Genomic DNA, 24,181 nt, shown 5'->3' with positions numbered 1-24,181 from the left:
GCTTCGGACGTGTGCGCTCCCTGCAGGCTGTCGCCTCCAGGATCGCCATTCATCCGAAGTGAGGTACGTCATGGTCGGTGTGCAGACTGTCCATCATCTCAATTGCGGCTCTTTCCGGTTCGGCCTGGTGACCCACGTAGTGGTGTGCGAAACCGATGATGGCCTTGTGATGGTCGACGCCGGAATTGGGAGTGCGGACATTGCGACGCCCGCTGCTCTAGGAAAAGCCGCGTTGGCCTTGGGGCCGGCACTGCAACAGAACGAAACCGCACTGGCCCAGCTGCAGCGAATCGGGTACAGCGCCAACGACGTTCGACATATCGTGTGCACGCATCTGGACTACGACCACATCAGCGGCGCACGCGACTTCCCAGACGCATTGGTGCATGTCACGGCCACAGAGCACGCGATTGCCAGTGCACGCCCGGCGATCACGGCGAAGCTCCGGTACCGCGAACATCATCTCCCGCTCGACATGCGTGTAAAAACATATGCGGGGGAGGGCGAACCGTTCCTGGGCTTTTCCAGCAGCTATCCAGTTGCCGGGTTGAACGACTTCACATTGGTCCCGATGCCCGGACATACTGTCGGGCACGCGGGTGTTGCGATCAGGGCGGCACGACGAGGCTGGCTCTTTCATGCTGGCGACGCCTTTTACGATCAATCATCGATCGAGATGGGAACAGCACGAGCAAGCCTCAGATCGCGCGGTCTGCGAGCCCTGGAAACGATGCTGGCCGTGGATCCGAAACGCATCGCAATCAACCATGCACGGCTCAAGGAGCTGGCGCACAACCAACACATAGGTGTAGAAGTGTTCTGCTCGCATGACCGAGCTGCGCTGGAAGAGCTACAGACCAGAAGATGATCGGCGGACGGGGATTTGCATGGCGAACGAGAACTTAGATCAGTCGGACCCGAGCTGGAGCGAGTGGCTCGTGATCGAGACGCTGGGGTTCGCCGACGGAATCGAGCCCACGGTCGTCGCCAAAGGAAGTGGTCATCGTAGTTTCACCAGCATCAAGCGGCGAACGGACACCCGGACCACCTTCGCAACAATCCAGAAAGTGATCCCCGAAGTGTTCTTGACGGGCGATACGGTGGTCGAGCCCGTGCACGGCCATGGAGCGTACGAACGAATGATGGTCCTCGGTGTCCCGATCATCGGCCCTTCAGGAGTCTTCGGGGTCCAGATTTGGGCAGGCAATCCCGACGCGACACGGCCGCCCGCCGAATCTGTCGGCACGTTCGAGTTCGACGTCGAACGTCAGGTGACGAAACATGGTCCAGGACACGATGCGCAAATCTTGGGCTTGGACGATGGAGCCGATACCAGAACTCTGCAGGAGATTTGGAAACACTTCGATCGGTTCGACGCAGAAGAGGCGTATCGCGAGTATCTGGATGCCCTTTCCTGCGACCAGTTTGCATCCGGAGAATCCTTCGACGCCCCGATCTACCTAACCGATGCGAACGGAATTCAACGACGGATCGACATGTCCGTCAGAGCGCGGATCGCCCCGGACGGGCGACGCATCGTCGGTCTCCTGCACGACACCACAGAGGGTGCCGAAAAGGCCCCCGGCATGTCGGATCGGCAAATTGCCAGAGCGGCCGCGCAGCTCGTGGCGAAGGACACCGACGCAGGTCTCGGGCATCTGGATCTCAACACTGGCATCGTCTTCGAATGGTTGAAGACACCGCCGGCCCCGTTCGACCAATGGGAACGGCACAACCCGGAGCTCCACCCGAAGACGGTCGAGGCGCTGGATCTGGCTCGCGCCGCAATATTGGACGGATCCGAAAAGCAAGCTTCGTTTCCGTTGTATCTCCGCTTCCCCGGTGACGATGAGTGGCTGCTGGCCGACATGACCATCACCACGATCGGCGATGCACGTTCGTCCGGCGGCAAGACCATTCGAGCCGCCCTCATTCAGATCGGTGAGTGCGTCGCGCCACCGGCAATGTGGTGAGCTAGCAACCAATCGATCGGATTTGACGGTGGTTGTTGTCGGGCGGTGTCATCCAGCGACGATCACCGCACCGAGCTGATCCCCCAGCAGTTCGATTGCGTCGAGCACCGGGTCTCTGACCGGTGGGCCTTCAGCGAACCGAACGGCCCACAGCCGTTCGGACTCGCGTTCGTCAGCTAGAGGCATGGCAGTAGCCACCAATTGCGGTGCCAGCTCGATCGCTCCGTCACTCAATGGTGGGGGAGCGAAGCGGCTTTCCAGCCACACCTGCCACAACAGCCGTTCTGCTCGGTGCCGCATGATGCGGTCCGCTGCGACGGTTGCGAGGCCGTGAGCTGACCCGAGGTCGTCCAATGTGCGCTGTCCGAGGGTCAGGGTTGCATTGTTCCGTTCGATGAGCCCAGCGCTCGTCAGATCCGCGAGGATTGCGTATCCGTTGGAGGGCCTGAGCTTGGCGGCAGCGAATGCGTCGTCGACGTTGGTGACAAGGCCGGCCTTGACCAGCTCATACAACGCTCTGCCGCGTAGACCGAGCACGCTCCATGCCGGGTGTACCGGCTCGACCCGTGCTCGCGCGATATGCGCCGCTCCGGGGCCGTCCTGGGTCGTCGCTGGAGTGGTCAGGGCATAGCGGTCGGCCTCTCGGCCTGCCCCGCGAGATACCAGCAGCAGGGGAGAGCCTGGGGTCTCTCTGAGTAGTCTGAGCGCGCTCCACACGGTCGATTCCGACATCAGTCCAGCTGCGTGCGACAGACTTCGACCGCCGACTGCGACGACCGGGACTCCCTCGACCAATTCACCGGCCAGAGCGGATGTGTAGGCCAGCGCTTGCACCACTGCGAGTAGGACAGGGCGTTGGCGGGTACCGAGAAACTCTGCGTTGATCCACAGCTCCGCGTGCGCCAGCCATTGCCGACGAACTCGATCTTTCAGGAAAGAACCATCCCCCCCTGTGTATATGTTCTTGTGCGCGAGTTGGTGGAATGGACGGACAATCGTGGCGGCCCAGGTCAGGGCCTTGTCCACGTCTCGTTGCAGGGCGGCGGCTGAGTGGGTGCCGTACTTGTCGAGGTAGACGCGGCGTAAACCGGCCCACTTCGTGGTGGCGATCGTCTTCTCGATGTCCGCAGCGCTGGCACCGCGCAGGACTGCGTGGCTGATGACGGACTGGCGTGCTTCCGACGGGGATTTCCATAGGCCTTTGTGGGCTTTGGTGAACTTGCCGGTGGCCGCGTACGTCTCGACGGCATCAGGGACGGGGGTGTTGCGGTGGAAACGCGGGTCCAGGCGTCGATCTCGACCGGTACCGACGAGGCGTTCCTCCTGGGTCAGGGAGGCGGCGACAGCGGCCGTGGGGGTTCGATGCCGAGGAGTGGTTGCACCGCCCAGCAGAGCGATCAGGCGCGCGACGATGCCACGGTCGGAGCGAACAGTGAAGGCGTCGATCGCGTCGTCGAGGGTGCCGTCGAGGACGCGGTACCCGCCCTCGCGGCACGGTGAGCCGGGGGGAGTGATGCATCCCCAATTCGCGTTGAGCATCGGAGTGGCGTCCAGGGTGACCAGGCGGGCAGTGAGCAGCTGCATCACCATCTTGATGTCGTCGACGCGCAGAGGAATGTCGGTGGCCATGGGCACCAGGACGTGGCGGCCGCCGCTCGTCGAGCGGTCGGTAACGGTGCGCGCGCCGCATTCGTGGAGCCATCCCAAGGCACGTTCGACATCGGCGTCGACCTGCTCCGGCGTGTGGTGTTTGGCGTCGAAGTCCAGCGCTAGCAGACTTGTGCGGCCGCGCGCATAGATCGGCAGTGCGGCCGGCACGGAGGGAAGGTGCTTCGTCAGGGGCCGCGAGGTATCGAACTTACCGCTGGCGGCACTCCAGACTCGCATGGACCGACGCGCGGTTACCAGCGGAGACAGACGTCTCCACACGTTGTCGGGTGTCAACTTCGATGGGCCGACACGAACGTTAGATCTTGTACCTATGTCAGGGCGCGATGTACCCTGAGACCTGTCCAGCAAGACAGTCCCTTCGGGGATAAGCAGAAGAGCAGAGGTTCCGAGCTACCAACTCGATTCCTCGACAACTTAGAAATCCCCTGGCCCTGCCGCCAGGGGTTTTTCTATTTCTAGGCTGTCTGCTTCACTGCGGATTCAGTTCGATTGCATCGAGTCACATTGACCAGCAACATGACTCGTCAAATCCACGTCAGTAGCAGTCACCACCGTCCTTTCGAGATTTCCGGTCGCCCTGCACCTGCGTCATGCGGTCTTGTCCAAGCCATGGAGATCCAAACTGTAGGGCTCCTTGACCGGCGTCAGGCGCTCGAGCCCAAGGCCGAGAGCCGCTTCCACGATCTCCCACTTGTTGACGCCGCGTTTTGCTGCTTCCGCGGTAACGCGGTCCACAACGGCAGGATCGATCTCTACGAACAGAGAGGACTTCTTCCGGTCGCGGTGGCGCTTCGCGGTGCTAGGCATAGGGATATGAATAACACCGATTGCACCAGGTTCGGTCGAGACACGCCGCAAGGGCTCGAGATAGGGGTGAGAAATCCTGGAGAGGATATCTAGAGGGTTTTCAGTCGCGCTTCGCGCGTGTCGATCGCTCGTTGCCATGCAGACCGAATCTCGTCGACCGGCACTTGGTAGAGGTCTGCCAAGGCATCGACCCTCGAGTCGTTGAGCGGCTTCCGCCCGCGCTCGATATCAACCAGCAGCGTCGCCGATATTCCCAGCCCACTTGCGGCTTCACCCTGGGTGAGTCCGACTCTCACTCTGAGGTCGCTGATAGTGACTTCGCCCGATGGGATTGGGACGAGATCGGGCACTGTCGTCTGCAAAGCGGCTGCAACACGGAGTAGGGGCCCGGGCGTTGGCTGAGCGCGGCCCGTCTCCCATGTCGAGATCGCTTGACGAGACACCCCCGAGAGGCCGGCCAGGTCGTCCACGGAGAGCTTCTTTCGCTCCCGAAATTGCCGGAGTCGAGCGCCACTGAAGAGCCTCACACCACTCCTGGACACGTCTTTGACTCCTGATGCTTCCGACTCCTGTTCGTTCGATCCTATGGACATCGATGGCCCTCCCATGCACTTCAGCGACACCTGTACGTGTTAACTGGTGTGTGTTAACGTAGCATCGCGTTGTAGGGTCGAACCCGGCGAGATCAGTAGAGGTCATGATGCGAACAGTTGCCACGAGCTTTGATGCATGGTTAGCTAACGCTTGCACCTCCTCCGTGGAGGCATTCTCGCCGTCTGAGTTGTTCGACAGCGATCGATGCATGAGCGCACTTTGTGCTGCTCGCCAACGGGAGCCATTGACGGGGGTTGTGATTCCGGTGCACTACCAGTCGAATGTCAGCCGATCGACCGCCACAAGGCGGAACGATGCGGCGTCTTCGGCGCGCCTGGTCAATTCGCGCGATGGCTTTCTAGAGTTTCGATCCACTCGAAACCGGCACTCAAACCGGCCTGCAGCAGCAGTGTCGGCGAGCAGCATAGATCGCATGTGCAACCGCCACTCGAAAGTGAGAATTCCACCCTGACAATGCCATTGAAGAAGTAGCAGACTCCAGATGCGCCGTGATTGCCGTCTCGAAACGCATCCGGAGTCCCCTCCACCTAGAAACACCTTGACCTCTTTCGAGGGCATAGGTGTATCCGTTGTGGCTCTCCCAGCCTATGCGGATGTATACGAACCGCAATCGGATCGGAGACAGTTATGCAATCTCCTGCATCGCAAGAATCGTTACACACCGAAACTGTATGGCACGCGCAGAGTCCGTGCCCTGCGATCAACGATCGAGTTTCCGGCCTCGCTGTGTGCTCATTGACCTCGTCGCCCCATTCCACGCACCAACTTCTGTGTGAAGAGACCGGCGAGCTGCTCGGCGAGTGGACGGATTCCGACCCAGCGTTCCGTAAGCCCAGTTGGATTACCCCGACTCACACCCCCGGGCGGCAAGTCGCGTTCAGCGACCGACCGGACATCTTCGGAGACGCCGCCTAACCCCAATCGTGAGCTACAGCGACAGTCCGACTCCTGAGACAAACGCGGTAGCTCATTTGGTGGACCGGCGTGAGGGTCGCACGGTGACGCTTCTACCTCATCGTGTGCCGAACTGGGCGACCCCGCCGGGACATCGAACAAATCCCTCAACCCCTCACTGACAGAAAGGAATACGCCCGATGCCTTGGATCTTCTCGCAGCTCTGGTTCTGGCTCGGCCTCCTGGGCTGACAGCTCGTGGATGCCAGTTCGCAACGAACGCGTGCTGGCATCCACACCAAGGCATCACCTGTCGTCTGCGTTGAGGGATCACCCGAAGGCTGACCCTCGTTTTCGGTCGTTCCCCAGCGCGGACGGTGGTGGTTCCACCATCAACCACTTCTGACACCCCATCCAATACCGCTGCACCGCAGCGTCTTACGAAAGGCATCACCGCACATGTCTCCTCAGCAAGGAATCGGCGGGCGTCACCGCCGCCGCAGAGAACGGGCACTCGTTCTCACTGCCGTACCGGTCGCCGTCGCACTGGCATGGGGCACCGCCACCGCCCACGCCGCCCCACAGGACTTCGTGACCGCACCCGACACAGCACAGTCCGGAACCACCGACACCACCCCGGTCGCGCCGCCGCCGGCCCCGACCCAGGAACGCCAGTTCCTGCCCGGCTACCAGGCCTCACCTCAGGTGCAGCAGTCCCAGTGGCGCAGCTACGACGACTACCGGTCCGGCAACCAGCAGTCCTCCTACCAGAACACCTACTACGAGACTGCTCCCGCGCCGCAGGCCGCACCAACCCAGGCACCGCCCGCACTGCAAGCAACTCCGCCGCCCCCGCCGCCCGTTCCGACGGTGCAGCGCAAGTACATCGCCCCCATCGACGCACCCGACGGCTACGTCCTCGTCGGCGGCGAACTCGTCCCGTACGACCCGAACCTGCTCGACCGAAACCTGGTCGAACAGTTCAACAACACCGGAGCCGCGCTCCAGGCCGACGGCGGAAACTGGCTCGTGGACAACGGATTCGCCGACGCACCCCGCGCCGACCGCATCGCCGCCGGTACCGCGACCGGTGTCATCACCGGTGGCGCTGTCGGCCTCGCAGCCTCCGTGGCCCCGGCCGCAGTGATCATCGGAACCGGTGCCGCTATCGGTGGCGCACTCGGATTTGCGGCAACAACTGCGGGTGCAGTCGCTATTCTTCCGGCCGGGCCGATCGGATACATCTTCGTTCCCGGAGCGGCAGCGCTCGCAGGAGCAGGAGTCGGCGCTGCTCTGTCGGCACCGATCGTGCTGGGCCTGACCGGCGCAGGCGCGGCCATCGGCGGCGTCCTCGGTGCCACAGTGCTCGGTGGCGAACAGCAGATCATCGAAGAGCCTGCCCCCGCACCTGCGGTGGTTCCCCCGGCCGCCGACAGCGTCCCCGAAGTCCCGCCGGCTGCAACAGTCGATCTCCCCGGTGCCGTGGGACAAGTTCGCGACACCCTTGCCGCCGACTCGAACGGCCGTCAGGTGCTCGCGGCCGCCGACACCGCGGTTCAGAGTGCGGCACCGATCGTCGACCAGGCCGTTCACGACGCACAGGTGTGGACCGAACCCGCTTACGAGCAGGTTCAGCAGTTCACCTCGACAGCCATCGAGCAGCCTGCCGTTGCGGACACCGTCGCCGCGGTGAATACCGCCGTCACTCCGGTTCTCGACCAGGCGAAAGCCGCACTTGCAGGCCTGAACCTCGCGGTCTGACCTCCGGGTGCAGCCCGACCACTCCCGGTGGCCGGGCTGTATCCGAAGGTTCGACCCCGTTCCTCTACTTCGATCCCTCGGAAAGGCCTGTTGTGGCACCTCGAGACCGCACCACCGACACCGACAACGACATCGGCGACGTCGACGGCACCGACGACTGGTTCGCTGAGCCTGTCATCGCCGAGACCGAGACTGCTGCAGCAGCTTCCGCGTATCCAACCGAGCGCAGACTGACCGTTCTGCCCGAGCACCAGTTCGCCGACGTCGAGCCTGACGACGACTGGTTCGACGGTCCTGCAGACGGCCCCAACGTGAACCGGCCGGACCTGGGCCCCGTAGCCACGCCGACGGACCGATTCGGCTCCTTCGACGAACGGACCTCCGTGCTTCGCGCTGGAGGCCCCTACACCGCGCCCTCACCTCCGCAGTCGTGGTGGCGACGCCACCGCGCCGCCGTCGCCGTCACCACCGCACTCACGGTCCTGATCGGGGGAGTAGTGGGAACCGTGCTGGTGCTCACCGGATTCGGTGACGAACCGCAACCACCGGCCGCACTGCTTCCCGACGAGATCGTCACCACCACAACGGCTCCGACCTCGACCGCTCCCGCAGCGGCCGGTGCAGCCGCAGCCGATGTCACCTGGTGCCGGGGGCAAGCCGACGGTGACCCGGTCACCGAAGACAGTGCCGACCCCGGCGCGGCGGCGATCTGGCGGTTCGAGAAGGCCTTCTACTTCGACCGCGACGGCGCTGCCGCCCGCGCCGCAGGTGCACCAGATGCGGTGATGGCGTCCGCGCAGCGCCTCCAGGTAGGGATCGACCAGCTCGAACCCGATATCGAGTTCTGTGTCCTGGCCGACCCGATCGACGCCGGGATCTACGACGTCACCGTCGTCGAGCGCGGACCCGGCATCGACGGACGCATGAGTCGCCAACGGATCACCACCACCAAGGCGCAGGACGGCACGACGCTCATCTCCGCCATCGTCCCGCGCTGACCCCCTAGACCAGGCATATCCGCTGGATCCCACCGAAGAAGAGAGAAGCCGTGCACACACCCATCGACCAGGTTCGCCGCCACACCGTGCGCCTGCTCGCCGTCACCGCCGCGCTGACCATCGTGGTCTCCGCAAGCGGAGTCGCAGCCGCGCAACCGTCCGCCACACCCACCCCGTCCGGATCAGCAACGACCAGCCGAACCAGCACCGACGGCGACTGCCCGGTGCTCCAACTCCTCGTCGTCCCCGGCACCACCGAGATCGACGAAAACACCTCACCCGATACCGATTCCGGCTTCTTCTCCCGGCTGACCGTCCCGGCGATGCGCGATGCGAACTCCGGCGACGGACCCGCTCTCGACCGCAAGTACGTCCCGTATCCGGCATCGTTCGGCGGCAAGCCAGGGGACCGCAGCTCCGTTCCCTACGCCCAGTCCGTCGACATCGGTGCCGAGAACACCACCACCATGATCTCCGATATCGCCGCACGCTGCCCCGACTCCAAGTTCTTCATCTCCGGCTACTCCCAGGGCGGCGAAGCCGCATCGAAGGTCTTGCGCGCTATCGGTGCCGGACAAGGGCCGATACCTGCCGACGATCTCGCCGGCGGAGCACTGTTCTCCGACCCCACCCGCGCCGAAGGCGAAGACGTCATCGCAGGTGGGGGATCGACCCCCGCACCGGCACCGGGAACCGACGGCGCAGCCGTGGACACCGTCCAACTCGCCCCGGCCGTCGCCGCAGCCGCCCCCGCAGGTGGCGGTATCGCACCGACACCGAAGATCGCTGGATTCGGAGCAGTGTCGGACCGGGTCGCCTCGTACTGCACCGCAGGCGATCTCGCGTGCGACACCCCCGTCGACGCACCCGCGGCCAAGCTGGTGGCGTCCATCGCCGGACAGTCCTCGATGGACACCCGCGACCCCGTCCGGATCCTCACCGACGTCTCCACCGCCGTCGGACGCACTGCCCTGATGACCGGTGCGTCGGTAATCAACGACAACATCGACTTCGACTCCAAGGCAGGACGATTCGAGGTCAACTCATCGTCGGAGACGGTGCTGTCGAAGATGGCGAAGTACTCCGACCCCTCCGCCACCTCGACCGACGAGATGATCGACGAAGCGGTCGGTGCGGTCACCAAGATCGCCGGTATGGCCATCGGCGCGGCGATCACCGTCGCCAAGGACGTCATCACCCCCGAGACGATCGGCCAGCTCGCCACCGTCGGCCTGACCAACCCACCCGCAGCCCTCGGCATACTCGCCACCAAAGTGCTGTCCTCAGCGGTCAAGCTCGTACCCCCGGCCACCATCGACTCGGCCGTCGACGTCGCATTCAAGGAAGTGTCGAACACCATCGACGAGAACGCCGGTCTCGCGCAGCTCGTCACCGACACCTCGTACTGGAACACCGCCACCAAACACGGCTCCTACGACAGCGTTCCGGTCGGATCCAAAGGTGAAACCCCCGTCGAGCTGACCGTCCGGTGGATCGTCGCCCTCGCCGCCGACCTGACCGGCGATCAAAGCCTCGCCGACAAAGTCGGCGCAGTGATCAAACAAGGCGCGGCCCTGTTCGCCACCACCGACACCGTCCGCAGCGCCGGGAGCATCCTCGCTACCCACGCCACCGTCGGAACCACCGGCACCGCCACGACGACCACAGCGGCCACCACAGCGACCCCCACCGTTTCTGCCGCTGTGCCAACCACCGTCTCACCAACCACCACTCGGTGACCGAGAACGCCGGAGAAGGAGGTGCGCCCGACATGGCCGCACAACCAGCAGAGCGCCGTGACTACGACCGAGACGACGAACCATCTGTCACCCCGGCCGGACTGCGGATACCACCGCAATCCCGGCAGGCACCGATACACGACAACCCGGTCTCACCATCGGTCCACGGTCGCCAGCCCGCGATGTGGCTCCTCGCCGCTCACGGGCGCTCCGGCGCAGGCACACTCGCTCAGATCTGGGCCCCGGCGGGCGACGCCCGCCGGGGCTGGCCCGCCCGCGACCGGCACCCGCACGTCGTGGTCGTCGCGCGCACCGACCGCGCCGGCCTCGACGCTGCACACGATCTGCTCCTGCAAGCAGCCGCAGGACTGACCGGCGGCTGCACCCTCCTCGGACTCGCTCTGGTTCCCGACGCACCAGGCCCACTCCCGAAGACCCTGCGCCGCTGGGCCGATGTCGTCGCCTCCGCAGCCCCGGCGGTCTGGCGGATCCCGTACGTCGAGGATCTGCGCACCCACAGACAGCACGAGCTCGCGATCTGGACACCCTCCGAGCCCGACCCACCCCCACCCGGGCGGATGCGGGCACCCGCCCCTTCGACCACCACGCCACACCACGAACTCGCCGTGATCGGGCGGGAAATCTTCGCTGCCGCCCGCATCGCGGCAGGCCACTGAACCGCAATACCACTCACCCTCACAGAAAGAGATCAACCATGATCACTACCCTCGCCGCGTCGACAACCACCTTCCTCGCACAGAACATCGGTGATGTCAGCCCCCAAGCACCGGACGGCCGCACCGGGGAGAAGATCTTGACCCTGCTGTCCTGGCTGATGTGGGGCTGCATCATCGCCGCCGTCGCCGGAATCATGATCTGCGGCGCGATGCTCGCCTACGAGAAGATCTCCGGCGGTGGCCAAGGCGGTGCCACCGGCAAACTCGTCGGCGGCTTGTTCGGGTCCATTGTCATCGGTGGTGCCGCCGGCCTGGTCAACATGCTCGTCCTATGACCGCCTTGAACTGGACCTTGTGGGGGGTGTTCATCGCCTCGATCAGCGCGATGGTGATCAGCGGAGGTGTGGTCGCCGTCGACAAGACCATCTGCAGCCGACACGACCGCGCGACCACAGTCCTGCTGGTCTCGACCGTGGTCGGCACTGTCTCCGCAGGTATCGGCGCGGTGATCGCATGACCGGTCACACCGGCGCCCTGGCCATCACCGTGCTCTGTTCGTTCAGCGCCTGGTGGGTGAACGTGTCATGGCCATGACCGACGTGCTCGCTCAACCACCCACCGAACCGGTCGAATGGCCCGACGAGGTGTGGCAGCCGATCATGACGGGCCTGTCGTGGCTGCTCTGGTTCGCCATCATCACCTGCATCGCAGCACTGTTCGTGTGCGGGGCCGTGTTCGTCAACCAGCGCAAGTCCACCGGAACACAGATGGTCGAGGACGCGACCCTGGCCCGCATCCTGATCTGCGCCGCCATCATCGGATCCGCATCCGGGATCGCTCAAGCCGTCCTCGCCTGAGAAACCCACATTCGCTGCACCCGAACTACATTCGACCCGAAAGGCCTCACCTGATGACCGTCTCCCGCACACTCCGGATCGCCGCGACAGCGGCGACCGTCCTCGCACTCGCTGCGTGCGGATCCGGCAACGACGACGCCCCTACCGCCACCCCGGACGCAGCACCCGATCTGCGCTCCGCCCCGGCCGAACTGACCTGGCGCGAGGTCGCGGGAGTGTCTGTGCCGACCTCACGGATCGACGGGCCCTTCGCCGGAACATCGGTGAACCGCAGCGGATACGCACAAACCCCGCAAGGCGCTGTCCTGGCCGCGATCAACGGACAGACCGCACTCGCCGTCGCCGACGACCGCGCCTGGCCGGACGTGGTCAACACCGTCACCGCACCCGGACCGGGCCGCGACGAATTCGCGGCCGCCCGCACCGCCGTCACCGTCTCCGGATCGGTCCCCGCCGACGCCGCACCGAAGTTCGTCGGGTTCGAGGTCACCGACTACAGCGACGACCCGCTCTCAGCGGCAGTGTCGGTCGCCCAAACCATCGGTACCGACACCCAGCTCTATGCCTACCCGGTTGCGCTGCAATGGATATCGGATGACTGGCGGATCGTCCTACCGACCGCCGAGGAGAACATCGACGCCGTCGAACTGGACTCCCTCGACGGCTACACCACCCTGGAGCGCACCTCATGAGCCGCCGCATCCGCACCATCCTGATCGGCGTTGCGGCGCTCGTCGTCGTCGCAATCGTCGGTGCGATCGTCTTCATCGTCCCGAACATGAACGACGACGACACCCCACCGGCCACGGCTGCACCGTCGACCACCGAACCCACGCCCAGCGACCCGTCCGGATCGGGCAGCAACGGCCAACGAGGTTTCGGCACACCCGTCGTCGACATACTCGGCCGCAAGGTCACCGTCCCCAACAACCCGATCGGGCAGCCGCTGCCACAGACCGCTCCGGAACCGCGGATCGAATGCACTCCGACCAACACACCCGTCACCTCACCGGCCGGAGTACAGATCCAACAGACCGCCTCACTTCCGCTGCTGGTCTCGACCACAGACGGACCCACCGCGGTGACCGGCAACGTACCCACCGGTTACACACAGACTCCCCAGGGGGCAGCCCTGGCCGGGTGGAATTGGGTGGCAACGACGTACGGTCCCGGTCCGGTGGCAAAAGACGCCTACGAGCTCCTCACGGTGCACACCGACGAACTCGATCGCGGTGCCGCTGCCGAAGCGTGGGACTCGCCCGGTCAAGACGCCGCCACTGGTTTTCCCGCTCCGGTGGCGTTCCGTATCGGAAGTTGCACTTCTGATTTCGCGTCAGTCGAATTCGCCATCGAAGTTCCCATCGACGACAACGGGCAACGCCGCACCACCCCTGTCTACACAGTCCTGCGCACGTCGATGTTCTACGACGGCGGTACCTGGAGGAGCCGGCTCGACAAACGCTCCGTCGCCACCGACACCGACATCACCGACATCAGTTCCTTCACTCCCTGGAGCTTCGCGTGACGCGCCCGAACGTCTTCGAGCGAATCCGACGCGGTGCGATTCGGTTCCTTCTTCTCGCGGTGGTCACCGTCGGGATCATCGCGGGAAGCAACGCCGTCGCGTACGCCCAGGACCCACCGCCCGTTCCTGGAATCGCAGATATCGCCAACCAAGGCAACGACTTTCAGAAGGATCGCCGGGAATGCCTGGACAAGGCGCGCGAGGACTCGACCTGGATCGGTGACCAACTCAACAGCGTGACCGGTGACGCACTCCCTCAGGTGTTCTGCCTCTCCAACTCGTTCGAGGACAATCCCGGTGACGCGATCTCCACTGCCGTCTCCTCCGCATCGTCCGCGTTCTGGGGTGACCCCGTCGGTGACTTCACCAAAGCCGTGATGGAAGGCAACAGCCAGGCATTCCGCACCGTCATGACCTTCTGGATGTCCTCGGGCATACCAGGACTCGCCGCCGAGAACGCCATGTCGGGGCTACGCAACATCATCACCGGATTCACCCTCGTCGCCTTGTTCGCCTCGATCGTCATCGCGATGACCAAACTCGCCATCGCCCGCAAACAAGCAGTGATGGAAGGAGCCACCGAAACAGCCAGCATGCTGGTCCGCACGGTCATCACTGTCTCGCTGCTGCCGATCCTGGTGTTGATGTTCCACCAAGTCGGAGACGTCGCCTCGGCCTACGCGCTCGAGAAGTTCGTCGGCGGCGATCTGAACGAAAAGATCACCGCCATCACCGCGTTCGACGACAAGACCGGCCTCGGCCCGATACTCGCTCTCGCCTGCGCCGGGTTCGCGTTCCTCGGTTCGGTTGCCCAGCTCATCGCACTGCTGATCCGTGAGGCCGTGCTGTGCGTCGTCGTCGCCGTCATCCCGCTCGCCGCCGCAGCGTCGGCCACCGGCACCGGGCGTAGCTCCTACAAGTCGATGATCGCGTTCACTCTCGGCGCGCTGCTGTTCAAGCCGGTAGCGACGCTGCTGTATCTGTTCGCGTTCTGGGCATCCTCGGCGTCGAGCTCGGATCAGATCGCCACGGTCATCATCGGCTCGATCCTGCTGGCCGTCGTCGGGTTCTCCCTGCCCACCTTGGTCAAGATCGTCGCTCCCGCAGCGGAAACCATCTCCGCCGGTGGCCGCGAAGTCGGACAGGTCAGCTCAGCCGGTGGCGCGGTGATGGGCAGTACCGCTAGGGCCGGGTCGCGTGCCCTCGGGGCAGCGGCCAACACCGTCGCCGGATCCTCCGGTGGCGGCGGCAAAGGTGGGTCCTCGGGTGGGAACGGCACCGGCGCACGTTCCACCCCCGGATTTCAGGGCCGCTACAACGGGGGATCGAGTCCCTCCCACGCAGGTGCATCGTCCGGGCCGATGGGTGCAGCCCGCAGAGTCGGCTCGGCCGTCGGTTCGGCAGGACGCACCGCATCCTCGGCAGGCCTGCGTGGGGCAGCCGGGGCACTCAAAGCCGCAGGCAACGCCGGCCGCACCGCAGGCTCGATCTCGAACACCCTCGGCTCCGCTGCAGAAGGTGCAGTCGGCAACTACCACGGACGGATCCAACGATGACCACACAGCTCGAAGCGCCGTACGAGCCGCCGATCTACTCGGCCGGCAACCGGCCGCAGAGCACGTTCGCGTTCGGCCTACCTACGAAGGTAATCGCCTACGGCGCAGGATTTTTCGCGGTCTCGTTCGCGGTCCTGATCTTCGGAAACGTCCTCTTCGGACTCGCGTTGATGGGTGTCGGCGCAGTGATCCTCACCCCGCTGGTCATCGCGCCGAACGGCCGAACCCTCTACGAGACAGGACAACTGAGAATGCAATGGTTTCGCCGCAAGCACGTCGACAAGTCCACCGAATACCACGCAGGACCGCACTCGAGGATCCCCGGTGGCCGATACAAACTCCCCGGACTGCTCGCCCGCACCAAGGTCTACATGGGAATCGACCGGCACGGCAACGAATTCGGAATGATCCACAACCCCGACGATCACCGCTACACCGTCGTCTTCGACGCCCTCCCCGGCGGTGACGAAGCAATCGTTCAGCGCGACAAGGATCTCTACACCGCCGACTGGGGTGTCTACCTCGCCGATCTCGGCCTGCCCGGCGACATCGTCGGCGCGGTGGTGGTGGTGGAGAACATTCCCGCCACCGGGCTGCGGCTGGCGCGGCGAGCAGAACACGAACTCGTCGACGCCGCACCGCCGTTGGCGGCGACGTTCGTCCAGCAGTCCGCCGTCCGGATGCCGTCCGGTCGCCACCGCACCCTCGCGCGGTTGTCGATCACCTTCCGCGCCACCACCAAAGAGCGGCAGAAGGACCCCGAGGAGATGGCCACCGAGCTGGCCCGTCGTCTGCCGGATCTGTACGAGTCACTCTCCGGTGCCGGGATCGATGCCCAGCCGATGACCGCCGCCGAGATCACCGCGGCCGTGCACCGCTCCTACAACCCGTCGACCGAGAACGACTTCGAGGAACTCGAGATCTCCGGCGAAGAGCACGGTGTCGACTGGGACGACGCCGGACCGGGACGTGCGAAGACCGAGTGGGGTCACTACCGCCACGACGGTGGCGTCTCGGTCGTCTGGGAGATGGCCGCGCCTCCGGAATCGGTGTTCACAGACACCGTCCTCAAACCGTTGCTGCAGCCGCACGACGACCTCCCGCGCAAGCGCCTCACTCTCGTCTACCGCCCCTACACCGCCGGGGACGCCGCGAAGAAGGTCGACAAGCAGCACCGAGACGCGCTGCACGCGATCAATTCTCGCGGCAACAAGATCACCTCCGCCGGGTCGGAGAAGCGCCACGAGATCGCCGAGCAGGCACGCCGGGAAATGGTCTCCGGAGCCGGATACGAACGCTATTCGGCGCTGCTGACGATCACCGTCGGCTCGGTCGACGAGATCGCCAACGCCGCCGCCGTCACCGAATCACTCGCTGCCCGCTCCCGGCTGCGGCTGCGCCGCGCGTTCGCCTTCCAGGATGCCGCGTTCGTCGCCGGTCTCGGTGTGGGTGTGCTGCTGCCCGATCAGATCTCGACCTCGATCCTGGTGCGCCGCAGCTAGACGCTGTTCGCCCACACCGGCCCATACCCCTGCGTGAGAAAGAGACTCCCGACGATGACCATGACCGCCGACCGACCCGACTCGGGATACAGCGATGGCGACCTGCACTTCGAGACCGACACTGCGCAGCCGTCGGCGTTCGTCCGCTGGATCATCGGCGACACCGACTACGCCGCGCTCGCCGCAGCCGTCGCGACCGGTGACGCCGAAGAGCCCTACAAGCTCTCGCGACGCGGCATCGGCCTGACTCGGTGGCGCAACGAGAACCCGGTCAGCAACCAAGCCTTCATTCAAGAGGCCGCCTCGGACCAGTTGTGGCGGGAGTCGTTGTCCTCGACCACACGCGGGCTCAAGGGTGCCGGTGGTGGCCGAATGTCGACCGTCCCGGCCCCGATCGAGTACGAAGCGACCTCGGTGCAGATGTGCGGGCTCAACCCGTGGGCGATCGGCGCGGCCGCGCCCTCGTCGGGGACCATCGTCGGTCAGCACGCCATCACCGGCAACGCCGTCTCGTGCGATCCGTTCGCGTATTTCCGCGACAAGCTCATCGGAAACCCCTCGATGTTCGTCCTGTCCCTGCCAGGCCTGGGGAAGTCGACGCTGATCCGCAAGATCCTCCTCGGGGCGTGCGGATGGGGACAGACCCCCATTGTCGCCGGCGACATCAAAGGCGAATACGTCAAGCTCACCCGCCTGCTCGGCGGGCAGGTGATCACCCTCGGGCACGGCGGCGGGCACCTCAACCCGCTCGCCGCCGGGGCCCTCGGGCAGGCCGTCGTCCGCGCGATCGCCGCCCGCGACGAAGCCACCGACCCAGCCCGGATCGCCGAGCTCGACGAGCTGATCGACGTCGCCACCATCACCATCTCCACCCGTCAGATCAACGCCGTCTGCGCCTTGGTCGAGCTGATCCGCTACGACACCCACTCGGTGAAGGCCTTCGAGAATTCCTTGATCGGGATCGCGCTGCGCGAGCTGTACGCCGACGGCGGATTCTCCTACACCCACCCGCCGCTGCTCAAAGACCTCTACGCCCGCATCGACGCCGGATCACCGGCCATGCTCCAAGCGGCGTACAAGACCGATCGTGACGGCTACCGCGAGGCCATCACCGAACTGATGCAGGCCCTCGGCGCACTGACCTCAGGGCCACTCGGGGACATCTTCGCCGACCACACCACCGAACCGATCGACCTCGACGCACCGATGATCTGCATCGACGTCTCCTCCCTCGACCGCGGCGACACCACCCTCAAAGCGGCCGTGATGCTCTCCTGCTGGGCCGACGCCTACGGCACCGTGGAAGCGGCGCACCTGCTCGCCGACGCAGGCCTGGACCGTCAACGCCTGTTCCTGATGGCCCTCGACGAGCTGTGGCAGGTCATCGGTGCCGGACCGGGCATGGTCGCCCGCGTCAACGAGATCACCCGCCTCAACCGCACCGACGCGACCGGGCTGCTGATGATCACCCACACCGGCCGCGACCTTGAAACCCTGCCCACCGAAGCCGATATCAAGACCGCGAAGGGCTTCATCGACCGCGCCGGCATGGTCGTGTGCGGCGGCCTGCCGATCGGTGAGGTCGAGCGCCTCTCGGGGGAGCTGAAGTTCACCGACGCCGAAGCGGGCATGGTCACCTCCTGGTCACGAGGGGCAGCGCTACGCGGATCCGAACGCCGCACCGTCCGCAACCCGATCGGCCGCGGGAAGTTCCTGATCAAGGTCGCCAAGGACAACACCCCCGGCATCCCCATCCAGACCATCCTCACCGACGTCGAATACGACACCGGAGTCCACGACACCAACGCCCGCTTCGCGGAGTACTTCGCCGGCCAGCACCACGAACTCGACGGTGCAGATGCCTACGGCAACGACTCCGAACTGGTCGGTGCGCGGTGATGCGCGCCGACGATCCCCGCGATCATCGGCGAGCCGAGTTCCCCGCCGAGACCCGGCAATGGGTATTGACCGAGTACGAGAAGTCTCGCCAGAACTACGCCTCGCGCGCCGAATGTGTTGCAGTCCTTGCTCGAGCGATCGGAGCGCACGAGAACACCGTGACACGGTGGGTCAAGGACAAGTTCGGATCCTCCCGGTCCCCGGCGTCCGATGACGTCGCCGCGAAGCTACGGGCGGCCGAAGCCGAGATCGGGCGGCTCCGCAGCGAGAACCGCACTCTCACCGAACGACTCGCCGCCTGCTCGCCGCGCTCGATCACCACCCAATCCTACGGCTCGCACTCGTTCGGGGCGGCTGCGCTGTGAAGAAGGGCGGCGCGATCGCGCTGAGCGTGGTGCTCGCACTGTCGCTGTTCGTGGTCCTGTTCGTCACCACCGGCGTCCGAGAAGAAGTACCCACCAACTGCATTCCCGGGAAAGGTATCTCCGCGGCTGCTGGTGGTGTTCCGGCCGGGTCCTTCTCCAAGCCGATGAAGACCTCCGAAGCACAGCTGACGAGCCCGTTCGGGTCACGGTGGGGAACGATGCACAAGGGCATCGACCTCGCCGGTCCCGTCGGCACACCGATCTACGCCTACGCCGACGGCACCGTCACGCAAGCCGGACCCGCCGACGGGTTCGGGATGTGGATCGTCCTCGAACACAACATCGACGGCCAGATCGTCTCCACCGTCTACGGGCACATGTTCCCCGACGGTGTCCTGGTCAAGCCTGGCGAGCACGTCACCGCCGGTCAGCACATCGCCGACGAAGGCAACAACGGCGACACCACCGGCGCGCACCTGCACTTCGAGTACCACACCGGCCCCTGGTCACCCGACAACGCGATCGACCCGCAGCCGTTCTACGAAGCCGCCGCCGAACCCGGCAGCGGGCAGACCGGTCAGAGTCCACTGCCGACGCCGTCGACGACCGCACCGACCTCGCCCGCCCCGAACGGCGGCACCGCGGAGATGGCAGCGCTGCCCGCCAATGTCGGCTCCGAAGAGCACTTCCAGGTCGACACCGTCCGCGTCGCCCGCGCCATCCACGCCAAGTTCCCGCAGATCACGCGCATCGGTGGGTGGCGCGCCGACGGTGGGGGATTCGACGATCACCCCTCCGGACGCGCAGCCGACATCATGATTGACAACTGGTCCTCCGAGGAAGGAAAAGCACTCGGCGACCAGGTGAAGGACTACCTGTGGGCGAACCGCGACTACCTCCAGATCGAATACATGATCTGGCGACAGGAATACATCCCCTCCCAAGGTGAACCGAACACCATGGAGGACAGGGGGTCTCCCACCCAGAACCACTTCGACCACGTCCACGTCACCACAGTCGGCCACGGCGCACCGGCACCCGGCCAGACCTACGGGCCCGTCCCAGGCGGCGGCGGATCGGCACCGAAAGCCACAGGCAACTGCACCACCGCACCCGGTGCCGGTCTCGGTGATCACGCGAACCTCGCCGCCGGCCAGATCCCTCCCGAGTTCGAGCCGTGGCTCGCCCTCTCGGCCGCGCAGTGCCGCGAGCTCTCACCCGCGATCCTCGCCGCTCAGCTCAAACAGGAATCCGGCTTCACACCGGGCCTGACCAGCCCGGCCGGTGCCGAAGGGTATGCGCAGTTCCTACCCGGCACGTGGGCGTCGTTCGGTTTCCCCGTCGATGACAAGGGCGTCGTCACCGGGGCAGCGGGGGAGGGGGATCCCAACGACATCGGCGACGCCGTCATGGCGCAGGGACGCTACAACTGCTCGGTCGCAGACACCCTGCGACCGGGTATCGAATCCGGTGCCATCACCGGCGATCCCGTCGAACTGATGCTCGCCGGATACAACGCCGGCCCCGGAGCGGTCCAACAGTTCGGCGGCATCCCGCCCTACTCGGAGACCCAGAACTACGTCGCCACCATCACCGCCACCGCATCCGATTACGACCTGGCTCGATAGCCCTCACCGACCACGCACGACCGAAGGAGACAACGGCCATGGCCACCAGCACACCCCACCGCACGGCATACGAATTGGGACCCCACGACGTGCACCGAGCGCTCGTCGCGCTCGCCGTGACCGCAGTCGTCATCTGGCTGGCCTGGTCCGTTCCCGTAGCGAATTGGGTCCTACCGTCCGCAGACACCATCGAAGAGAACGCCGGCCGCCTCGAAGCAACAGAGGACGCCCTCGGCCAGGGATGGTGGGCGATCATCGTGGTCACCGTCGCCCTGGCTATCGGGAGTGTGTTGGCGGTCGGAATCGACTACATGCGGGGTAGGAACTGGACGGTCACCGCCCTGAAGAAAGCAATCGCTGTGGCATCGACTCTCCTGGCGATGTGGGCGATCTGGACTGTCAGCGTGTTCGCCGCTGCGGGAGTCAACATCCTCGGATAGAGCAACCGCCGACCCGCGCAGATGTGTCGGTACCCGTTGCGACACTGACCATCATCGAATCGAAGGAGCACAGACATGGCACACATCCTCGACCGCACCGACACCCACGGACCCGTCACCGGCTGGCTCGAAGTCATCGCCAAAGCCGCTGCACTGGGACAAATTTCCGACACCGATCCAGCCGATGCACTCGATTCCCAGGAACGCTCGAGATGAACCGCACAGCGACAATCGTTCTCGCGTGCTTCGGCATCGTCGGCGCGGTGACCATAGCCGCCGCAATCGTGTTCTTCTCACGTGGTTCGGACACACCCCCGCGTGCGGGCACCGACGCCGGAATTGCCATCGACCCCTCGGCCACGGACCCGGCCGGAGTAGCAACGTCCGTCATGTCCGGTGTGTACACATGGCAACCAGCAGTACAGGATTCACCGTGGGAAGCCCTGCACGAGCAGCGAGACAACCTCACAGGGCCGATGGCCACCGCGGCCGCAGCACGCCCGATTCCAGCGCCGCAACCGATGTCGGAGTGGTCCGCGTGGTCCCGCAGCAGCGACATCGTCACCGCAATCACCACACTCGACGGCGAGCCCTCCATAGGCACCGGCAAAGCCACTGTCCCAGTTGTGATCTCGCAGACCGTGCAGCACACCAGCGGCGAGATCACCCCGTACACCGCATACACGGCCACCGTCGACCTCGAACGCACGGACCACGGTTGGAAAGTCGCGAACTACCGCCTGGACAACGCCAGCCGGTAGAGGTGCCGGCAGACACCATCAACCGCGAGCGCAGAAGACGAGGGGACCCATGGGCTACGACAGAAACGCCACACCAGAGAAGATCGAACAAGGAGAGACCACAATGTCGGATACCAGGATCCCCGACGACGCCAAAGACCCTGCCCGTGATGAACAACCAGGTCCAACCAACGAGGCGGACCCGCACTACGGCCACGAAGACTGGGCCCCCGGACCCACCGGCCGCTGGTTCACAGCTACCGAGCTGATCGACTGGGGGTACAAGCCTGAGGCGTTAAGACGCCTTTTCGGCCCCCACGTCGAGGGACCAGACGAAATTCAAGGCTGGCTCATCGACCACGTCCAACACATCGAAGAAACCGTCATCTACCGTGCCGTAGAGCTCCTCGAAAGCACCTTTCAGCCTGACCGCCTGCGAAAGATGATTTCCGCCCCGCCCGACGCAGACCAAGATCTATCGGACGCCGAAGTAGCCGCCATGGTCGATGCGCTTCCACCTACGGTGACAGCGACCGCCTCGAATTAGCGCGATGACACAGAAGGTGCGCACGAACTCGCCACACCAGTCCGCGAGAGCAGCAAGAAAGCAATTGAACAGCTGATCTCAGAAGAACGCGAGCTGTGCCTCGTCGACGCGACGACGAGCTGCACGCACTCTGCGTGATCGGGGCACCGAATCGGCGAGGGGCGGCGAAGCAACCGGGGGAGCGGAGCCGACTGTGCCGAGGCCGGCACCTGCTCGTCGTACCAATTCGGCGCGAATCCGAGAGCGTTCGCGTTCACGGGCGCGGCCGGTCTCCGTATTGCGGATGCTCCACTCCGACTCCCACGCAGCCGACCCTGGTGTCGGCGCGGCCAACGCCCGGTCGGTCAACCGATCGAGTAGTTGATCGAGCCTGTCGATCAGAACCTCGGCGAGCTCGTCGAGCACGTTATTGGGCACCGCAGCCGCGTCGACGGACTCGCACTCGCTCACACGCGACACTGTAGGGCCGACCACCGACAGGGTCGCGGTACTCAGTGGGCTGAGTTGTACGCCTCTTCGATCGCAGCGGGGATCCGACCGCGATCGCTGATCTCGTAACCCTCGTCGGCCGCCCACTGCCGGATCGCGCGTGTCTGCGCCGGATCACGCGTGGCCGGTGTCCCGGTCTTCGCGGGCGTCGCCGCGCCGGCGGGGGAGGGCTTACGCTTGCGGCCACCGACCCGCGTCGAATGCTCGATGTAGTAGTCGAGCTTCCTGTGAAACTCGGTGGCGTTCTTCGCTTTCAGGTCGATCACATACTCGACACCGTTGACCGCGAATTCGATCGTTTCGCCGGATTCGTCGTCGATGACCGACCCGTCGATATCGTCCACCAATTGGGTTGTCACTCGTTTGGCCACAGCCGAAAAACCTTTCGATCACACACAATGCCTACGGACTCGGATACCCGGCCAGCGTAACCAACGAATGTGGCGATGAGCTGCACCCTTTCAAGTCACGACATCGCGGGGAGCGATATCGGATCGGATTCCTTTGAATGCGGGATGCCGTAAACGCCCCGTTGCCGATTGTTCGCGATATTCCACGGTCGCCACCAATTCCGGTGCCACCCACGACACCCCGACCGTGTCGGCGCGCGGAACCGGACCGTGCAGCGCACTGTCCGAACGAGTGCGATCAGCAAGCGCGCTCCGCAGCTCCCGGCGCATCCGATCAGTGAAACCCGTTCCCACACGACCGATGTAGACCAACTCGCCCGCCTCGTCGTACGCTCCGAGGAGCAGCGCCGCCAGTGTCCCGCCAGCGCGGCCGCCCGTCGGAACCCATCCGCAAATCACGCCTTCGCGTGTGTTCCGGATCGGTACCTTGATCCACGACGGCGACCGGATCCCCGATCGGTACACCGACTCAGCCTTCTTCGCCACGACCCCCTCGATACCGTTGTCGGCGGCAATGCCCATCAACGTCTCGCCGTCGATTCCCGTCATAGTCGGCGGCACCTGCACTCGCCGCCCGTCTGCCACGCCGAGACCCTCGAGCAGCGCACGGCGCTGCGTGTAGGGAAGCGTCCGGACCGATTCGCCGTCGACGTCGAGGACATCGAAGACGAAATACGTCACCGGGGTCGACCGCAGCAACGCCGCCGACGGCCGCGCGACATGCATTCGGCGTTGCAGCAACCCGAAATCGGGCCGACCGCCCGAATCCAGGGCCACCAACTCACCGTCAAGGATCATCGATCGCCCCGCCGTCGTATCCGACAACGCCGACGCCACATCCGGGAACGAGGCGGATATGTCGTTTCCGTTGCGCGAGAACAGCTTCACCCGCGATGCGCCGTCGACAACGCTGACCCCACGTTGGCCATCCCACTTCCATTCCCACACCCAGGCCGGTCCGGACGGGAGCGGCCCAGCAGTGGCAAGCATCGGAGACAACGGATTCGGGGGCATCGGCGACGAATGCCCGCGCCGCTGGCATCCGAACCATCTCGAGCAACAGCACCGCGGCTTGCAACACGAAACGGA

26 protein-coding genes are annotated in these 24,181 nt (G+C 65.0%); 20 read left to right on the top strand and 6 right to left on the bottom strand.

What is annotated here, in order from left to right:
* Positions 1 to 70 precede the first annotated feature (70 nt).
* Together QM590_RS14835 and QM590_RS14830 are read left to right on the top strand one after the other, a co-directional pair.
* Positions 71 to 868 (top strand): MBL fold metallo-hydrolase, encoded by a 798-nt coding sequence (locus tag QM590_RS14835; protein WP_269595490.1) that lies wholly within the window; start codon positions 71 to 73, stop codon positions 866 to 868.
* Entirely contained in the window at positions 828 to 1,973 is a 1,146-nt protein-coding gene (locus QM590_RS14830; protein ID WP_269595489.1) for a GAF domain-containing protein, read from the top strand. Before QM590_RS14835 ends, QM590_RS14830 begins: the two co-directional genes overlap by 41 nt.
* A 48-nt stretch (positions 1,974 to 2,021) precedes the next feature.
* Here QM590_RS14830 and QM590_RS14825 read toward each other — a convergent pair whose 3' ends face one another.
* From QM590_RS14825 to QM590_RS14815, 3 genes are all read right to left on the bottom strand, one after another.
* A complete protein-coding gene (locus QM590_RS14825; protein ID WP_269595488.1) occupies positions 2,022 to 3,791 on the bottom strand; it encodes a hypothetical protein in 1,770 nt (589 codons plus the stop codon).
* A gap of 441 nt (positions 3,792 to 4,232) precedes the next feature.
* Positions 4,233 to 4,451 (bottom strand): hypothetical protein, encoded by a 219-nt coding sequence (locus tag QM590_RS14820; protein WP_219520330.1) that lies wholly within the window; start codon positions 4,449 to 4,451, stop codon positions 4,233 to 4,235.
* Between the two features lie 89 nt (positions 4,452 to 4,540).
* Complete coding sequence (locus QM590_RS14815; RefSeq protein WP_241257678.1) at positions 4,541 to 5,044, bottom strand: helix-turn-helix domain-containing protein; 504 nt, start codon at positions 5,042 to 5,044, stop codon at positions 4,541 to 4,543.
* A gap of 1,374 nt (positions 5,045 to 6,418) precedes the next feature.
* Between QM590_RS14815 and QM590_RS14810 the strand changes: the two genes are divergently transcribed.
* The 18 genes from QM590_RS14810 to QM590_RS14725 all read left to right on the top strand — a co-directional run bounded on the left by QM590_RS14810 (position 6,419) and on the right by QM590_RS14725 (position 22,193).
* Positions 6,419 to 7,720 carry a hypothetical protein gene (locus tag QM590_RS14810; RefSeq protein ID WP_269595487.1) on the top strand — a complete coding sequence of 434 codons (1,302 nt, stop codon included), beginning with the start codon at positions 6,419 to 6,421 and terminating at the stop codon, positions 7,718 to 7,720.
* 92 nt (positions 7,721 to 7,812) lie between these two features.
* The gene (locus tag QM590_RS14805) at positions 7,813 to 8,718 is read left to right on the top strand and encodes a DUF8176 domain-containing protein (RefSeq protein WP_269595486.1); all 906 of its coding nucleotides are present in this window, start codon (positions 7,813 to 7,815) and stop codon (positions 8,716 to 8,718) included.
* A gap of 50 nt (positions 8,719 to 8,768) precedes the next feature.
* Positions 8,769 to 10,457, top strand: a complete 1,689-nt coding sequence (locus tag QM590_RS14800) for a cutinase family protein (RefSeq protein ID WP_230074838.1) — start codon at positions 8,769 to 8,771, stop codon at positions 10,455 to 10,457.
* A 32-nt stretch (positions 10,458 to 10,489) separates the two neighbouring features.
* Positions 10,490 to 11,134, top strand: coding sequence for a DUF6668 family protein (locus QM590_RS14795; RefSeq protein ID WP_094639795.1), 645 nt, complete (start codon positions 10,490 to 10,492; stop codon positions 11,132 to 11,134).
* Between the two features lie 38 nt (positions 11,135 to 11,172).
* On the top strand, positions 11,173 to 11,469 hold the full coding sequence (locus tag QM590_RS14790) for a hypothetical protein (RefSeq protein WP_094639458.1): 297 nt from the start codon (positions 11,173 to 11,175) through the stop codon (positions 11,467 to 11,469).
* Positions 11,466 to 11,651: a hypothetical protein gene (locus QM590_RS14785; RefSeq protein WP_219520328.1), complete on the top strand. Its 186-nt coding sequence runs from the start codon at positions 11,466 to 11,468 to the stop codon at positions 11,649 to 11,651. Before QM590_RS14790 ends, QM590_RS14785 begins: the two co-directional genes overlap by 4 nt.
* 67 nt (positions 11,652 to 11,718) lie before the next feature.
* Positions 11,719 to 11,991, top strand: a complete 273-nt coding sequence (locus QM590_RS14780; RefSeq protein ID WP_094639457.1) for a hypothetical protein — start codon at positions 11,719 to 11,721, stop codon at positions 11,989 to 11,991.
* Positions 11,992 to 12,044: 53 nt separating this feature from the next.
* On the top strand, positions 12,045 to 12,683 hold the full coding sequence (locus QM590_RS14775; protein WP_219520326.1) for a DUF8175 domain-containg protein: 639 nt from the start codon (positions 12,045 to 12,047) through the stop codon (positions 12,681 to 12,683).
* Positions 12,680 to 13,516, top strand: coding sequence for a DUF8175 domain-containg protein (locus QM590_RS14770; RefSeq protein WP_219520325.1), 837 nt, complete (start codon positions 12,680 to 12,682; stop codon positions 13,514 to 13,516). The genes QM590_RS14775 and QM590_RS14770 overlap by 4 nt, the downstream gene beginning before the upstream one ends.
* Entirely contained in the window at positions 13,513 to 15,072 is a 1,560-nt protein-coding gene (locus QM590_RS14765; RefSeq protein ID WP_269595485.1) for a hypothetical protein, read from the top strand. Before QM590_RS14770 ends, QM590_RS14765 begins: the two co-directional genes overlap by 4 nt.
* The gene (locus QM590_RS14760) at positions 15,069 to 16,574 is read left to right on the top strand and encodes an SCO6880 family protein (protein ID WP_219520323.1); all 1,506 of its coding nucleotides are present in this window, start codon (positions 15,069 to 15,071) and stop codon (positions 16,572 to 16,574) included. The genes QM590_RS14765 and QM590_RS14760 overlap by 4 nt, the downstream gene beginning before the upstream one ends.
* 54 nt (positions 16,575 to 16,628) lie before the next feature.
* A complete protein-coding gene (locus QM590_RS14755; RefSeq protein WP_269595484.1) occupies positions 16,629 to 18,473 on the top strand; it encodes a putative type IV secretion/conjugal transfer ATPase in 1,845 nt (614 codons plus the stop codon).
* Positions 18,473 to 18,838 carry a hypothetical protein gene (locus QM590_RS14750; RefSeq protein WP_027494135.1) on the top strand — a complete coding sequence of 122 codons (366 nt, stop codon included), beginning with the start codon at positions 18,473 to 18,475 and terminating at the stop codon, positions 18,836 to 18,838. Before QM590_RS14755 ends, QM590_RS14750 begins: the two co-directional genes overlap by 1 nt.
* A complete protein-coding gene (locus QM590_RS14745; protein WP_269595483.1) occupies positions 18,835 to 20,466 on the top strand; it encodes a M23 family metallopeptidase in 1,632 nt (543 codons plus the stop codon). Before QM590_RS14750 ends, QM590_RS14745 begins: the two co-directional genes overlap by 4 nt.
* 38 nt (positions 20,467 to 20,504) lie before the next feature.
* Entirely contained in the window at positions 20,505 to 20,906 is a 402-nt protein-coding gene (locus tag QM590_RS14740) for a hypothetical protein (protein ID WP_094639450.1), read from the top strand.
* Positions 20,907 to 20,981: 75 nt separating this feature from the next.
* A complete protein-coding gene (locus QM590_RS14735) occupies positions 20,982 to 21,122 on the top strand; it encodes a hypothetical protein (RefSeq protein ID WP_155290488.1) in 141 nt (46 codons plus the stop codon).
* A complete protein-coding gene (locus tag QM590_RS14730) occupies positions 21,119 to 21,667 on the top strand; it encodes a hypothetical protein (protein WP_094688951.1) in 549 nt (182 codons plus the stop codon). The genes QM590_RS14735 and QM590_RS14730 overlap by 4 nt, the downstream gene beginning before the upstream one ends.
* Before the next feature lie 49 nt (positions 21,668 to 21,716).
* Positions 21,717 to 22,193, top strand: a complete 477-nt coding sequence (locus QM590_RS14725; protein ID WP_269595482.1) for a hypothetical protein — start codon at positions 21,717 to 21,719, stop codon at positions 22,191 to 22,193.
* Positions 22,194 to 22,271: 78 nt separating this feature from the next.
* On the opposite strand, the gene QM590_RS14720 is transcribed toward QM590_RS14725, so the two are convergent.
* The 3 genes from QM590_RS14720 to ligD all read right to left on the bottom strand — a co-directional run bounded on the left by QM590_RS14720 (position 22,272) and on the right by ligD (position 24,082).
* Complete coding sequence (locus QM590_RS14720) at positions 22,272 to 22,643, bottom strand: hypothetical protein (protein ID WP_032407509.1); 372 nt, start codon at positions 22,641 to 22,643, stop codon at positions 22,272 to 22,274.
* Between the two features lie 41 nt (positions 22,644 to 22,684).
* Positions 22,685 to 23,053, bottom strand: a complete 369-nt coding sequence (locus QM590_RS14715) for a histone-like nucleoid-structuring protein Lsr2 (protein WP_094688949.1) — start codon at positions 23,051 to 23,053, stop codon at positions 22,685 to 22,687.
* Between the two features lie 90 nt (positions 23,054 to 23,143).
* The gene (gene ligD / locus QM590_RS14710) at positions 23,144 to 24,082 is read right to left on the bottom strand and encodes a non-homologous end-joining DNA ligase (RefSeq protein WP_269595481.1); all 939 of its coding nucleotides are present in this window, start codon (positions 24,080 to 24,082) and stop codon (positions 23,144 to 23,146) included.
* Positions 24,083 to 24,181 lie beyond the last annotated feature (99 nt).

The organism is Rhodococcus sp. IEGM 1372, from assembly GCF_030056835.1.
GTDB lineage: Bacteria > Actinomycetota > Actinomycetes > Mycobacteriales > Mycobacteriaceae > Rhodococcoides.
This window is presented reverse-complemented; position numbering and strand designations above follow the sequence as displayed.

Coding starts and splice junctions, on each gene's coding strand:
- QM590_RS14740 (WP_094639450.1), top strand. CDS start 20,505: ATGGCCACCAGCACACCCCACCGCACGGCATACGAATTGGGACCCCAC.
- QM590_RS14730 (WP_094688951.1), top strand. CDS start 21,119: ATGAACCGCACAGCGACAATCGTTCTCGCGTGCTTCGGCATCGTCGGC.
- QM590_RS14785 (WP_219520328.1), top strand. CDS start 11,466: ATGACCGCCTTGAACTGGACCTTGTGGGGGGTGTTCATCGCCTCGATC.
- QM590_RS14755 (WP_269595484.1), top strand. CDS start 16,629: ATGACCATGACCGCCGACCGACCCGACTCGGGATACAGCGATGGCGAC.
- QM590_RS14750 (WP_027494135.1), top strand. CDS start 18,473: ATGCGCGCCGACGATCCCCGCGATCATCGGCGAGCCGAGTTCCCCGCC.
- QM590_RS14795 (WP_094639795.1), top strand. CDS start 10,490: ATGGCCGCACAACCAGCAGAGCGCCGTGACTACGACCGAGACGACGAA.
- QM590_RS14725 (WP_269595482.1), top strand. CDS start 21,717: ATGGGCTACGACAGAAACGCCACACCAGAGAAGATCGAACAAGGAGAG.
- QM590_RS14780 (WP_094639457.1), top strand. CDS start 11,719: ATGGCCATGACCGACGTGCTCGCTCAACCACCCACCGAACCGGTCGAA.
- QM590_RS14790 (WP_094639458.1), top strand. CDS start 11,173: ATGATCACTACCCTCGCCGCGTCGACAACCACCTTCCTCGCACAGAAC.
- QM590_RS14810 (WP_269595487.1), top strand. CDS start 6,419: ATGTCTCCTCAGCAAGGAATCGGCGGGCGTCACCGCCGCCGCAGAGAA.
- QM590_RS14775 (WP_219520326.1), top strand. CDS start 12,045: ATGACCGTCTCCCGCACACTCCGGATCGCCGCGACAGCGGCGACCGTC.
- QM590_RS14830 (WP_269595489.1), top strand. CDS start 828: ATGACCGAGCTGCGCTGGAAGAGCTACAGACCAGAAGATGATCGGCGG.
- QM590_RS14820 (WP_219520330.1), bottom strand. CDS start 4,451: ATGCCTAGCACCGCGAAGCGCCACCGCGACCGGAAGAAGTCCTCTCTG.
- QM590_RS14770 (WP_219520325.1), top strand. CDS start 12,680: ATGAGCCGCCGCATCCGCACCATCCTGATCGGCGTTGCGGCGCTCGTC.
- QM590_RS14760 (WP_219520323.1), top strand. CDS start 15,069: ATGACCACACAGCTCGAAGCGCCGTACGAGCCGCCGATCTACTCGGCC.
- QM590_RS14735 (WP_155290488.1), top strand. CDS start 20,982: ATGGCACACATCCTCGACCGCACCGACACCCACGGACCCGTCACCGGC.
- QM590_RS14815 (WP_241257678.1), bottom strand. CDS start 5,044: ATGTCCATAGGATCGAACGAACAGGAGTCGGAAGCATCAGGAGTCAAA.
- ligD (WP_269595481.1), bottom strand. CDS start 24,082: ATGCTTGCCACTGCTGGGCCGCTCCCGTCCGGACCGGCCTGGGTGTGG.
- QM590_RS14835 (WP_269595490.1), top strand. CDS start 71: ATGGTCGGTGTGCAGACTGTCCATCATCTCAATTGCGGCTCTTTCCGG.